The following is a 13,209-nucleotide window of genomic DNA, read 5'->3' on the forward strand; positions in this document are numbered from 1 at the left end:
CCTCGCCCGTGCCCTTGTCCGACGGCCGGATCACCGGCCGGCAGCCAAGTCAGCTGGCGTCGCGTGTCTTGCGGGTTTGCAGGACCTGGACCTGGGCGCCGCCTTGCGCGAAGCTCAGTTCCAGCGGCTGGCCGGCCGCCAATGCGGCCGCGTCGCGCACGATACGGCCGTCGGCGTCGCGGGCAATGGCATAGCCGCGCGACAGCGTGTTGCCCGGGTCCAGCGCCCGCAATTGCGCCGTGGCCGCGGCCACCCGGTTACGGTTCTGGACCAACAGACGCGCATGCGCCTGGCCCAATTGACGTATGGCGCCCGCCAGGCGGTCAGCGGCGCGGCCGGTATCCGGCACGCGGTGCGTCAAGCGCTGGGCAAGCAGGTTGACGCGAGCCGCGCGTCTGCCTTGCGGCCCCGACCAGGCCGAGGCCAGGCGGAAGCGCAAGCTATTCAAGCGTTCTCGCTGATGTTCCAGGCGCTGAGCCGGAGACACCAACTGGCCCGCCGCGCGGTCCAGGCGTTGGGCGGCGCGTTCCAGGCGGCGCTGCTGGCCGCGCGCCATGGCCTGCGCGGTCTGCATGACGCGGCCCAGCAGTTCGGAACGCGGAACGCAGGCCAGTTCGGCGGCAGCGGTGGGGGTGGGTGCACGCACGTCGGCCACAAAGTCCACGATGGTGAAGTCGGTCTCGTGCCCGACGCCGCTGATCACGGGGATCTCGCTGGCCGCGACCTGGCGCGCCAGGTCTTCGTCGTTGAAACCCCAAAGGTCTTCGATGCTGCCCCCGCCGCGCACCAGCAGCAGGGTGTCGACTTCGGCGCGCTGGTTGGCCATCCGGACCTGGGCGGCCAGCCGGCTGGCGGCATCCGCGCCCTGAACCGGGGCGGGATAAATGATGACCGGCACCTGGGGCGCGCGCCGGGCAAGCGCCGACAGGACGTCCCGCAGCGCCGCTGCGTGCAGCGAGGTGACCACGCCGATGGCACGCGGCAAGCGAACCGGATCGCGCTTGCGGGCAGGATCGAACAGGCCTTCGGAGGCCAGTTGCTCTTTCAGGCGCAGAAACGCTTCATATAGGTTGCCCAGGCCGGCCCGGCGCATCGCGTCGGCCTGCAACTGGTAGTCGCCGCGGGGCTCGTACAAGGAAACCCTGGCCCGGATCTCGACCTGATCGCCCGCCCGGGGCACGAAGCCCACTGCGCTGGCGCGGCTGCGGAACATGACAGCGCGCACGGAGGCCCGGCTGTCCTTGAGCGTGAAGTACCAATGCCCGGAAGCCGCGGCCGTGAAATTGGAAATCTCTCCGCGCACCCATATTGCCGGAATGCTGCGCTCCAACAACTGCCCTACTGCTTGGTTCAGCTGGGCAACTGTCAGGATATCCCGCGTAAATGCGTTGTTTGTGACTGCAAGTTCAATTGTCATGGGGCTTTCCGATGCGTACCTGTCCACAGGGCATACGTAGCGGGCCGCAATGATACCGCGTTCACCGTTTTTTGCAGCACCGGCCCAGACAGCCAGCAATCTCCGTGCAATCCATTGATTTATATGAGATTTTTACACAAACACCGCTGCGCTCATTTGAAGCAAACAAGCGCAAGCCCTGTGCCCACAAGCCTTCCGGCAGAGTTTTGCACAGAATTATCCACAATTTCTGTGGATAAATCGGGGGTCAATCCGCCTTGCCACAACCCCGCCGCGCCGTTACAGTTTCGGCTTGATCAGATGCCGACGCGCACCATCCCGCGCGCCTTGGCTTCCCCGGGAGTTGAACGCTTTGCTTTCCATTTTGCGCGAGGCCGGCTGGCCTATCTGGCCCCTGCTGGCGACATCCGTGCTGGGTCTGGCGCTGATATTCGAGCGCTTCCTCTCCCTGCGCCGCAGCCTGATCCTGCCCCGCGGCCTGAACGAGCAGGTGGCGGACATGCTGCGCAATCACCAGGACACCCCCGAAGCGATCAACCGGCTGGAACGCAACTCGCCGCTGGGCCGCGTCCTGGCGGAAGTGATGCGTCACCGGCACCTGCCCCGCGAAGAACTGCGCAACGTGGTCGAAGACGCCGGCCGCGCGGTCGCCCATGATCTCAGCCGCTACATTCCGGCCATCGGCACCATCGCCGTCGTCGCGCCGCTGATGGGCCTGTTCGGCACCGTGGTCGGCATGATCGAGATTTTCGGTTCGTACACGCCTGGCGGCGGCGATCCGGCGCAGTTGGCGCGCGGCATCTCGATCGCGCTCTACAACACCGGTTTCGGCATCCTGATCGCCATTCCCGCCATGATCGCGCATCGCTATCTGCGCAGCCGCGTCGACGGCTACCTGAGCGCCATGGAGCAGTCCGCGTCGCGCCTGGTGCGCGCCGTATCCTCGGCCCCCGCCCCGCGCGAGGGACGTTCATGAATTTCCGAGGCTCCCGGGGCGACCGCGATGAACTGGACATCAACCTGATCCCGCTCATCGACGTCCTGCTGGTCATCCTGATTTTCCTGGCGGCCACCACGTCGTTCGCGCGTTTCACGCAGTTGAAGGTGACGTTGCCCCAGGCCTCGTCCGAACAGGACACGCCGCCCGCGCTGGAAGTCGCCGTCAGCCAGGACGGGCGCTACGCCCTGAACGGCACGCTGATCGACGTTTCCACGCCGCCCGAAATCGCGGAAGCCCTGCGCCAGGCCGCGGCCGGCAAACCCGAACCTCTCGTCGTCATCAACGCCGACGCCCAAGCCACCCATCAATCCGTGATCAACATCATGGAAGCCGCCCGGTTGGCCGGCATCGGCCGCGTCAACTTCGCCGCCCAGACCTCCCGGTGACCACAACGCGTTCTTCTGCCTCGCTGCTGGCTCGCCAGTGGCAGCATGGCGGTTGGCTTTCGAGCCTGCTGCTGCCCCTGTCCGCGCTGACCGCGTGGGCGGTGGCGCGCAAGCGCAGGCAATACCTGGATGGCTCCCGGCCCGCGTACCGCGCGCCCGTACCCGTGGTGGTGATCGGCAACGTCTACGTCGGCGGCACGGGCAAGACGCCGATGGTGATCGCCACGGTCGACGGCCTGCGCGCCCGCGGTTACACGCCGGGCGTGGTCAGCCGCGGTTACGGCGTGAAAATCGGCCCCGACGCCCGCGTCGGAAGCGGCGCGCTGGAGGCTGCCCGCTACGGCGACGAACCCGCCCTGATCGCCCGCGCCACCGGCGCCCCCGTCTCGGTGCACCCGAAACGCGCCTTGGCGGCCCGGGCCTTGCTGCAAGCGCACCCCGACGTGGACGTGATCGTGTCCGACGACGGCCTGCAGCACCTGGCGCTGGCGCGCGACATCGAAATCGTGGTCCAGGACGAGCGCGGCGTGGGCAATGGCCGCCTGCTGCCCGCCGGCCCCTTGCGCGAACCTGCCAGCCGCCTGCAGGACGTGGACGCGGTGGTCACCAATATCGGCACGCCGAACGGCCCTTCGCCCACCATCGGCACCGCGCGGCCGCGCCACGTGCAGATGTGGCTGGAACCCGGCGCCGCGCGTCAAATCGAGGGCGGCGCCACGCGTGCCCTGTCCGCCTATGCCGGGCAGCCCCGCATCGCCGCCGCAGCCGGCATCGGCAACCCCGAACGGTTCTTCAGCACATTGCGCGCCGCCGGCATCACGCTGGCCTCGACGCTTCCCCTGCCCGACCACCATGACTATGCTGATTCGCCCTTCCAGGCGATGACGGCCGACGCGATCCTCGTCACGTCCAAAGACGCGATCAAGTGCGCCGCCCTGCACGACAGCCGCTTGTGGGAGGTCCCGGTGCAGGCCGCGTTCTCGGATCCGCAGCTCTTCGATTGGCTGGCGCAGGCCCTGCGCCAGCGTGCACCCGGCTAGAAGACGGTGGGCGTCCGGGCCGAACACCCCCGTGCCCGTGCCCAAAACTGTTTTAGAATCGTGGTCATGGAATCCCGACTTCTCGACATCCTCGTCTGCCCCTTGTGCAAGGGCCGCCTAGAACACGACCGGCAGCAAGCCGAACTGGTCTGCCGCGCCGACCGCCTGGCCTTCCCGCTGCGCGACGGCATCCCCGTCATGCTCGAGTCGGAAGCCCGCGCGCTGGACGACGCCTCCACCGCCACCTGACGCGCCCCACCGTGAGTTTCATCGCCTTGATTCCGGCGCGAGCCGCCTCGACCCGCCTGCCCGACAAACCGCTTGCCGACATCGTCGGCAAGCCAATGGTCGTGCGCACGGCCGAACGCGCCGCCCTGTCGGGCGCGTCGCAGCTCTACATCGCGACGGACGACGTCCGTGTCCAGGCCGCCGCCCGCGAACATGGACTGACCGCCCTGCTAACGCGAGGCGACCACCCCACCGGCACCGACCGCCTGGCCGAAGCCGTCGATCAACTGGGCCTGCCCGACGACGCCATTGTGGTGAACGTCCAGGGCGACGAACCGCTGATCGAGCCCGAACTCATCGATGCCGTCGCGGCCAAGCTCCAAGCCTTCCCCGACGCCGATATCGCCACCTGCGCCTGCCCGCTGGCCGACGCCGAAGCGCTGTTCAATCCGAATGTCGTCAAGCTGGTTTGCGCCGCCAACGACCGCGCGCTGTATTTTTCGCGCGCCCCCATCCCCTGGGCCCGCGACGCCCTGGCCACGGGCGAACGCGTGCTGGCCGACGGGCTGCCCGCCTGGCACCACATCGGGCTGTACGCCTACCGCGTGTCCTTCCTGCGCCGCTTCCCGACCCTGCCGCAAGGCCAGCTGGAACGGTTCGAGTCGCTGGAACAGCTGCGCGCCATGGAACATGGGCACAACATCGTCGTCCACCGAACGTCCAACCCGCCCGCCGCAGGCGTAGATACCCCGGCGGATCTGGAACGCGTACGGTTGATCTACAGCAAACAGATATAAGGGTTATTTCCCATGGCGCAGCCCCGCATTGGCTGCTGCGTTGCGGCATAATCCCCCGGATCACAAAAAATAAACCCCATCAGGAGCACTCATGCGTCTTATCTTGCTCGGACCTCCCGGCGCCGGCAAAGGCACCCAGGCCGCGTTTCTCACCCAGCACTTCGGCATCCCCCAGATCTCCACCGGCGACATGCTGCGAGCCGCGGTGAAGGCAGGCACGCCGTTGGGTATTGAAGCCAAAAAGGTCATGGATGCCGGCGGTCTGGTTTCCGACGAGATCATCATCGGCCTGGTCCAGGACCGCCTGAAGCAGCCCGACTGCGCCAGCGGCTACCTGTTCGACGGTTTCCCCCGCACCATCCCGCAAGCCGACGCGCTGAAAAGCGCCGGCGTCAAGCTGGACTACGTGGTGGAAATCGAAGTTCCCGAAGAAGACATCATCGAACGCATGAGCGGCCGCCGCGTGCACCAGCCCAGCGGCCGCAGCTACCACGTGCGCTTCAACCCGCCCAAAGTGGAAGGCCGCGACGACGTCACCGGCGAAGAACTGATCCAGCGCGACGATGATCGCGAAGAGACCGTTCGCCACCGCCTGTCCGTGTACCGCGAACAAACGCGCCCCCTCGTCGACTACTACTCGACCTGGGCGCAGCAAAACTCCGCCGAAGCCCCGAAGTACCGCAAGATCTCGGGCGTGGGCGCCGTCGACGAAATCAAGTCGCGCCTCTTCGAGGCCGTCAAAAGCTGATTGGCGCATTGATGGCTTGCAGGCCTTCGGCGCCGGCTGGACGCGACGCGTTCCGGCATCGGCCCGAAGGCCTTGTCACATTCGGCGCCCGCCGCGCCGCATTCATCCCCTTGAACTGATCTGGTGGTAGAGACATGGAAATCGCGAACAAGGTATTCATCGTTACGGGCGGCGCGTCCGGCCTGGGTGCAGGCACCGTGCGCATGCTGGTGGAGAACGGCGCCAAGGTCGTCATCGCCGACGTCCAGGACGAGCCGGGCCAGGCCCTGGCCAAGGAACTCGGCCAGCGCTACGTCCATTGCGACGTGACGCAAGAAGCGGACGGCAAGAGCGCCGTCGCCGCGGCCCTTGAACTGGGCGCCCTGTTTGGCCTGGTGAACTGCGCTGGCGTCGCGCCCGCCGCCAAGATCGTCGGCAAGAACGGCGCGCATCCGCTGGACCTGTTCCAGAAGGTCGTGTCGATCAACCTGATCGGCAGCTTCAACATGATGCGTCTGGCCGCCGAGGCCATGAGCGCCAACACGCCCGAGCCCACTGGCGAACGCGGAGTGATGATCAACACGGCGTCGGTTGCCGCGTTCGACGGCCAGATCGGCCAGGCGGCCTATGCCGCCTCGAAGGCCGGGGTTGCCGGCATGACCCTGCCGATCGCCCGCGACCTGGCCAAGACCGGTATCCGCTGCATGACCATCGCTCCGGGCATCTTCGGCACGCCGATGATCTTCGGCATGCCCCAGGAAGTGCAGGATTCGCTGGCCGCCAGCATCCCCTTCCCCGCCCGCCTGGGCCGTCCGGAAGACTATGCCAAACTGGTCTACAGCATCGTCACGAACGATATGCTGAACGGCGAGACCATTCGCCTCGACGGCGCCATCAGGATGCCGCCGAAGTAATGCCCCCACGCCGCGCATGCTTCGCACGCTTGCTGCCCCCCGAGGGGGCGCTTTTCCCCTTGGGGCGGCCCGGCGGGGAAAAGACATTCTTGCCTGGAGCGGTGTGCAGCGCGGCATGGTCCCTTTCAACGGGCATTGTGTTTGCGGGGCCAGTTGGCCCCTTTTTTACGTAGTCCATCCATGAGCCTGTTCCGTTCGGCGGCCACTGTCAGCAGCTTCACGCTGCTGTCCCGCATTTCCGGCCTGATCCGCGACATCCTGGTTGCTCGCGCCTTTGGCGCCGGCCCCATCACCGACGCCTTCTGGGTCGCCTTCCGTATTCCCAATCTGTTGCGGCGGTTGTTCGCCGAAGGCGCTTTCGCGCAGGCCTTCGTGCCCATTCTGGGCAGTGCGCGCAACAATCGGTCCGAAGAAGAAGTCCGCACGCTGCTGGACCGCGTGGCCTTGCTGTTGACGGCCACGCTGATGCTGATCACGCTGATCGGCATCGTTGCCGCCCCCTGGGTCGTGTCCGCCATGGCCAGCGGCCTGCGCGGGGCCGCCAGGGACACCGAATTCGGCGCCGCCGTCTGGATGACGCGGATGATGTTCCCCTACATCTTCTGCATGTCGCTGATCGCCTTCGCCTCGGGCGTGCTGAACACCTGGCGCCGTTTCGCCGTGCCGGCATTCACGCCGGTGCTGCTGAACCTGGCCATGATCGGCGCCTGCATCTGGCTGGCGCCCCGCATGGACGTCCCCGTTTACGCGTTGGCCATCGGCGTCATGATCGGCGGCGTGGCGCAACTGGCAGTGCAATGGATCGCCCTGTCGCGGCTGGGCCTGACGCCACGCTTTTCCCTGCGCTTCCGCGAAGCGTGGGCCGATCCGACCGTCCAGCGCATTCTCAAGCAGATGGCCCCTGCCACGCTGGGGGTCTCGGTGGCGCAGATTTCCTTGCTGATCAACACCAACATCGCCACCTGGCTGACGCCGGGCAGCGTGACCTGGCTATCGTTCGCCGACCGCCTGATGGAATTCCCCACCGCGCTGCTGGGCGTCGCCTTGGGCACGGTGCTGCTGCCCAGCCTGTCGGCCGCCCACGCGCGGGACGACCACGGCGGCTATAGCGCCCTGCTGGACTGGGGCCTGCGCCTGGTATTGCTGCTGGGCCTGCCCGCCGCGGTAGGCATGGCGCTGCTATCGGACGGCCTGGTCGCCACGCTGTTCCACTACGGCGCCTTCGCCGCCCAGGACGTGCTGCAGACCCGCCTGGCCGTCATTTCCTATTCCGTTGGCCTGATCGGCCTGCTGTCGGTGAAGATCCTGGCACCCGGCTTTTACGCCAAGCAAGACATCCGGACGCCGGTCAAGATCGCCATCGGCGTGCTGGTGTTGACGCAGTTGATGAACCTGGCGCTGGTGCCGCTCATGGCCCACGCCGGCCTGGCCCTGGCCATCGGGCTGGGCGCCTGCCTGAATGCGCTGGCGCTGCTGATCGGCCTGCGGCGTCGTGGCGTGTATCAGCCGGGCCCCGGCTGGACCGTATTCGTGCTGCGCCTGATCCCGGCGCTGGCCGCGCTGTCGGCCCTGCTTTGGTACGCGGACGGGCGCATCGACTGGATTGCCATGCAAGCCCATGCGGGCCTGCGGGCCGCCTGGCTGGGCGGTGTCCTGGCCGCCAGCGGACTGGTCTACTTCGGAACGTTGTTACTCTTTGGCTTCCGCCCTAAGGACTTTGGACGACGCCCCGCCCGGTAAATTCACGCCTTGGTGTAACTTCCCCGTCAAAAAGCCGGCTTCCACCGGCTTTTTTGCCGTAGATTCGTCAAGAATTGACAATCAGGCCGTAATCTTTGGTAAAAAACCTTTATTATTTACAAATTGCCATCGAGAGGATCCCCGCCGGCACTGCATGCGGGATGATGAAGTGAAGTACGCCCAAGGACAACCCATGGCGGACCAGGTGATCAATTGGTTGCTGCTGCTGCGGTCCGGCAAAGCGACTGCGCAGGACTACAACGACTTCCTGGCGTGGCGGGCGGCTGACCCGGTCCATGAGAATGCCTGGCAGCAGCTGACAGGCACGCTTTCAGGATCGTCGTTCGGCCGGCTTGGCGATGCCTACCCTGCTGGGTACGCCGCCGGATCGCCCGCGCAGGCCCTGATCCCTCCGCCCCCGGCCATCATGCCGGCACGCCGCCGCTTTTTGACCGGCGCGCTGGCGCTCGCCAGCACCGGTGCTTGCGCCGCCTATGTCGGCAACGCCTTCTATCCCCTGAACAATGTCGCGGCGGACGCCGCGACGGCCACGGGCGAGCGGCGCCGGTATGTATTGTCGGACGGCAGCCAGTTGCTGCTGGATGCGCGCAGCCGCGTCAATCTGGACTTCACGCCCGCCTACCGGCAGGTCCGCCTGCTGGATGGCGCCGTGACGGTCTCCGTCGCGCCCGATGCGCGCCGCCCGTTCCTGGTGCAGACCGCCGAAGGCACCGTGCGCGCCCTGGGCACCCGTTACATGGTGCGCCAGCAGGCGCAGCGCACGGTCGTCGTGGTGCACGAACATGAAGTCGAAGTGGAAACCATGTCGGGCGCCCACGGTTCCGTGCGCGCCGGCACCGGAGCCCGTTTCGACGCATCCCGAATGGACACCCCTCGTGCCGAGCTCATGGCGGAAGCCGCCTGGGAATCCGGCTGGGTCGACGCCCGCGGCCGACCGTTGGCCGAGGTGATCGCGGCGCTGCGGCCTTATCGCACCGGCACACTGCGCCTGTCGATGGCTGCCGGCGGCTTGCCCGTGTCGGGCCATTTCCCGCTGGACGATACCAATGCCGCGTTGGACACGCTTGAAGACATGATGCCGATCAGCGTGCGGCGCTTCACGCCCTGGTTCGTGTCGATCAACGTCGCCGCCTGACAACGCCGTGCCCCGGGCCTGTGCCTGCGGCCCGCTTCGTTGTATACTCAGTACCGTGTTTTTATCCAGTAGGCGCCGCGGGTTTTTCCTCAAGGCTTTTTGAGGACCATCCGCCAGGGTTGTCCAGCTAAGAGTGCTCAAGCTTGGAATCTTTTCCAGCGACGGGTTCTCCGGCCCAGGAACCTTAACCCTTAGCGCCCCCCGCCCGGTTGACGGGCGCTTCATCGGTAGATCAAACATTAAAAGCTTGCAATCCCGCAGGGACTTGCTACAATGTTCGACTTTGCCGAATTCAACTTATATAGCAACATGGCCAATACCGCCCAAGCCCGCAAGCGCGCTCGCCAATCCGTTGAGCGCAACAAGCACAATTCCAGCCTGCGCTCGATGCTGCGCACCGCCATCAAGCGCGTTCGCCAATCCATCGCCGCTGGCGACAAGGCTTCGGCTGGCGAAGTGTTCCAGAAGGCCTCGAGCGTGATCGATCGCGTGGCTGACAAGAACATCATCCACAAGAACAAGGCCGCTCGCCACAAGAGCCGCCTGGCTGCCGCTATCAAGGCGCTGGCCTAAGATTCTGCCGCCCCTGCTTTTTGGGGCGTCATGAATACGGCAAATGAAGAAGGATGCCCCAGGGCATCCTTTTTTGTTGCCTGCTCGAAGCACGACCAGGACAGTAGACAGTAGACAGACTGCGCCGAAGCATCCCGCCTACGCGGCGCCTTGCGCCATGCACGATGCCAACTGGCGCTTGATGGCGTCGGCCGCCGCGGTAAGCGACGCCATGAACGCGTCCACCAGCGGATTCGCCGGCCGATGTTCAGGAAAGACCACGTTCACGCGGAACGGGAACGACCGCCGCAGCGGGCGGATATGCAGGCCTTGGCCCACGAAATCCAGCGCCGTCAGCGGATTCACGATCGCCAGGCCCAGACCTTGGCGCACGAACGTGCATACGGACACCGCCGTGGGTGTTTCCACGATGGACCGCCGCAGCACCCCTGCCTCGGCGAAGGCTTCGTCGATCTGTATCCGGTAGGGATCGCTGGACGACAGGCTGACGAAGGCCTGGCCCTCGAAATCGGACAGATCGATCTCCGGCTTGGCCACTAGCGCATGCCCGTCAGGCAGCACGCATACCTCATCCACCTGCAACAGCAGCTGCACGCGCGTGCCGGCGGGCGCGGCGTCGTGTTCCGTCAAGCCCAGGTCGTATCGCTGCGCAGTCAGCCATTCCTCCAGGAACGGCGATTCCTGTGCCTCGAGCGACAGGCTGACACCAGGATGCCGATCATGAAAACGCCGAAACGCGTCCGGCAAAATCGAATGCGAAAACGCCGGCAAGGCGATCACCGACAACTGCCCGCCCCGGAACGCGCGCAGCCGGGCGGCGGTGGACGCCACGCGCTCCAGGCCGGCATAGGACTGCCGGATCTCGTCGTAGAGCGCCAGTGCAGGCATGGTGGGCCGCAGCCGCCCATGCACGCGTTCGAACAAGGCAAAGCCAATTCCCTGCTCCATGCGCGCCAGCTCGCGGCTGACGGTGGGCTGCGAGGTACTCAAGAGTTCGGCCGCCCGCGTCACGCTGCCGGCGATCATCACCGCGCGGAACACTTCGATATGCCGATGCGTCAACATCCGCCACCTCATATCAAGAATGAATGGATCTTCCAAATATAAGCATTTTACTGGATGCCCGCGACCGGGCATCATGCCGCCTGGTTTCAATCTTCAATCAAGGTTCCCGTCCGTCATGGCATTCGATCCGCGCCAACTCACCCAACTCGCCACCCAGCACGGCACGCCGCTGTGGGTCTACGACGCCGCCGTCATCCGCGAACGCATCTCGCAACTGCGACGCTTCGACACCATCCGCTACGCGCAGAAGGCCTGCTCCAACCTGCACATCCTGCGTCTGATGCGTGAGGAAGGCGCGGTGGTCGACGCCGTATCGCTGGGCGAGATCGAACGCAGCCTGGCCGCGGGATTCGATCCCAAGGGCGAACCCGAAGGCATGGTTTTCACGGCCGACCTGATCGACCACGCCACGCTGGCCACCGTGCTTGGCCACGGCATCACCGTCAATGCCGGATCGCTGGACATGCTGGAGCGCGTGGGCCAGGCCTCGCGCGGGCACCGAGTCTGGCTGCGCATCAATCCCGGCTTCGGCCACGGCCACAGCAACAAGACCAACACCGGCGGCCCGCAAAGCAAGCACGGCATCTGGATCGACGACGTGGCCGAAGCCGTCTCCATCGTGCGCCGCCATGGCCTGAAGCTGGTTGGCATCCACATGCACATCGGCTCGGGCGTCGACTACGGCCACCTGTCCAGCGTTTGCGACGCCATGGTCGACGTGGTGCGCTCGCTGGACCATGATCTTGAAGCGATCTCGGCCGGTGGTGGCTTGTCCATCCCCTACCGCGACGGCGAACCGCGCATCGATTGCGACCACTATTTCGAGCAATGGGACGCGGCCCGCAAGCGCATTGAACAATTTTTGGGACACCCGGTCCGGCTGGAAATCGAGCCCGGCCGTTTCCTGGTGGCCGAAGCCGGCGTGCTGGTGTCCGAAGTGCATTCGATCAACCGCCGCCCCGAGCGCGACTTCGCGCTGGTGGACGCCGGTTTCAACGACCTGATGCGCCCGGCCATGTACGGCAGCTATCACCGCATCTCGGTGCATGCGCCCGACGGCTCGGCGCCGCAGGGCGTGGCCGAAACCCGCATCGCGGTCGCCGGCCCGCTGTGTGAATCGGGCGACGTGTTCACGCAGGATGAAGGCGGCGTGATGTCGGACCAGTTGTTGCCGCAGCCGCGCATTGGCGACTTCATGGTGTTCCACAACGCGGGCGCTTACGGCTCGTCGATGTCATCCAACTACAACAGCCGGCCGCTGGCACCGGAAGTGCTGCTTGACCAGGGCAACGCCCGCTTGATCCGGCGCCGCCAGACCGTCAGTGAATTGCTGGCGCTGGAGGAATAAGCAAAAAGCCCCGCATATCGTTGCGGGGCTTTTTGCAAAATCGCGTCAGGTCGGAAACGCGTCGCGCAGCGCGAAGGTCGCCTGCTTGAACACACCCAGGTCCGTGCCGACCGCCACGAAATGCATGCCCATGTCGAGGTAACGGCGCGCGTCCGCGTGCACCGGCGCCAGGATACCCACGGCCTTGCCCTGGGCGGTCACGCGCTGGTGCAGGTGGCGGATGGCCTCCTGCACTTCGGGGTGGCCCGGGTTGCCAATATGGCCCAGCGCCGCAGCCAGGTCCGACGGCCCGATGAAGACGCCGTCCACGCCTTCGACGGACGCGATCTCGTCGACCGCGTCGATGCCCGGCCGGCTTTCGATCTGCAGCAGCACGCAGATGTTGTCGTTGATGGTCTGCAGGTAATCAGGCACCGTGCCATAGCGGTTGCTACGCTGCGCGCCGGCCACGCCGCGGATGCCTTGCGGCGGATAGCGGGTTGCGGCCACGGCCAGCCGCGCATCGGCCTCCGACTCGATGAACGGGATCAGCAAGTTGTAGAAACCGATATCCAGCAGGCGCTTGATCTGCACGGGATCGTTCCACGACGGCCGGCCCACGGCGGCGCTGGCACTGCCCTGCAGGGCTTGCAGTTGCTGCAGGAACATTGGCACTTCATTGGGCGAATGCTCGCCGTCCAGAAGCAGCCAGTCAAAATCCGCCAGCCCGACAAGCTCTGCCGTGATGTGGCTGGACATGCACATCCAGAAACCGATAAGCCGTTCGCGGGCCAGGATGCGTTGCCGGAAACGGTTGGGTAAGGGTGAGTTCATTGCCG

At 65.9% G+C, this 13,209-nt stretch carries 14 protein-coding genes; 11 read left to right on the forward strand and 3 right to left on the reverse strand.

The annotated features are described in order from the left end of the window. Positions 1-49: 49 nt before the first annotated feature. Positions 50-1,417, reverse strand: a complete 1,368-nt coding sequence (gene xseA / locus CQ050_RS08245) for an exodeoxyribonuclease VII large subunit (RefSeq protein WP_105556339.1) — start codon at positions 1,415-1,417, stop codon at positions 50-52. Between the two features lie 352 nt (positions 1,418-1,769). Here xseA and CQ050_RS08250 point away from each other — a divergent pair, with 352 nt between their 5' ends. From CQ050_RS08250 to rpsT, 10 genes are all read left to right on the forward strand, one after another. Beyond that, entirely contained in the window at positions 1,770-2,393 is a 624-nt protein-coding gene (locus CQ050_RS08250) for a MotA/TolQ/ExbB proton channel family protein (protein ID WP_105556340.1), read from the forward strand. Continuing rightward, entirely contained in the window at positions 2,390-2,803 is a 414-nt protein-coding gene (locus CQ050_RS08255; protein WP_105556341.1) for a biopolymer transporter ExbD, read from the forward strand. The genes CQ050_RS08250 and CQ050_RS08255 overlap by 4 nt, the downstream gene beginning before the upstream one ends. Continuing rightward, on the forward strand, positions 2,800-3,843 hold the full coding sequence (gene lpxK, locus CQ050_RS08260; RefSeq protein ID WP_105556342.1) for a tetraacyldisaccharide 4'-kinase: 1,044 nt from the start codon (positions 2,800-2,802) through the stop codon (positions 3,841-3,843). The genes CQ050_RS08255 and lpxK overlap by 4 nt, the downstream gene beginning before the upstream one ends. A gap of 66 nt (positions 3,844-3,909) precedes the next feature. Continuing rightward, positions 3,910-4,092: a Trm112 family protein gene (locus tag CQ050_RS08265; RefSeq protein ID WP_105556343.1), complete on the forward strand. Its 183-nt coding sequence runs from the start codon at positions 3,910-3,912 to the stop codon at positions 4,090-4,092. Positions 4,093-4,103: 11 nt separating this feature from the next. Next, complete coding sequence (gene kdsB / locus CQ050_RS08270) at positions 4,104-4,868, forward strand: 3-deoxy-manno-octulosonate cytidylyltransferase (RefSeq protein ID WP_105556344.1); 765 nt, start codon at positions 4,104-4,106, stop codon at positions 4,866-4,868. A 91-nt stretch (positions 4,869-4,959) separates the two neighbouring features. Continuing rightward, on the forward strand, positions 4,960-5,616 hold the full coding sequence (gene adk / locus CQ050_RS08275; RefSeq protein ID WP_105556345.1) for an adenylate kinase: 657 nt from the start codon (positions 4,960-4,962) through the stop codon (positions 5,614-5,616). 134 nt (positions 5,617-5,750) lie between these two features. Continuing rightward, a complete protein-coding gene (locus tag CQ050_RS08280; protein ID WP_006220294.1) occupies positions 5,751-6,509 on the forward strand; it encodes a 3-hydroxyacyl-CoA dehydrogenase in 759 nt (252 codons plus the stop codon). Between the two features lie 180 nt (positions 6,510-6,689). Beyond that, complete coding sequence (gene murJ / locus CQ050_RS08285; RefSeq protein ID WP_105556346.1) at positions 6,690-8,249, forward strand: murein biosynthesis integral membrane protein MurJ; 1,560 nt, start codon at positions 6,690-6,692, stop codon at positions 8,247-8,249. Between the two features lie 193 nt (positions 8,250-8,442). Beyond that, entirely contained in the window at positions 8,443-9,405 is a 963-nt protein-coding gene (locus CQ050_RS08290; protein ID WP_105556601.1) for a FecR domain-containing protein, read from the forward strand. 309 nt (positions 9,406-9,714) lie between these two features. Further along, positions 9,715-9,978: a 30S ribosomal protein S20 gene (gene rpsT / locus CQ050_RS08295; protein ID WP_006225453.1), complete on the forward strand. Its 264-nt coding sequence runs from the start codon at positions 9,715-9,717 to the stop codon at positions 9,976-9,978. A gap of 138 nt (positions 9,979-10,116) precedes the next feature. On the opposite strand, the gene CQ050_RS08300 is transcribed toward rpsT, so the two are convergent. Further along, complete coding sequence (locus CQ050_RS08300; RefSeq protein WP_105556347.1) at positions 10,117-11,043, reverse strand: LysR family transcriptional regulator; 927 nt, start codon at positions 11,041-11,043, stop codon at positions 10,117-10,119. A gap of 115 nt (positions 11,044-11,158) precedes the next feature. Here CQ050_RS08300 and lysA point away from each other — a divergent pair, with 115 nt between their 5' ends. After that, positions 11,159-12,391, forward strand: a complete 1,233-nt coding sequence (gene lysA, locus CQ050_RS08305) for a diaminopimelate decarboxylase (protein WP_105556348.1) — start codon at positions 11,159-11,161, stop codon at positions 12,389-12,391. 45 nt (positions 12,392-12,436) lie between these two features. Here the strand turns inward: lysA and garL are convergent, their stop codons facing one another. Beyond that, on the reverse strand, positions 12,437-13,204 hold the full coding sequence (garL, locus tag CQ050_RS08310) for a 2-dehydro-3-deoxyglucarate aldolase (protein ID WP_035213403.1): 768 nt from the start codon (positions 13,202-13,204) through the stop codon (positions 12,437-12,439). Positions 13,205-13,209 lie beyond the last annotated feature (5 nt).

This window comes from Achromobacter sp. MYb9 (assembly GCF_002975275.1).
Classification (GTDB): domain Bacteria; phylum Pseudomonadota; class Gammaproteobacteria; order Burkholderiales; family Burkholderiaceae_B; genus Achromobacter.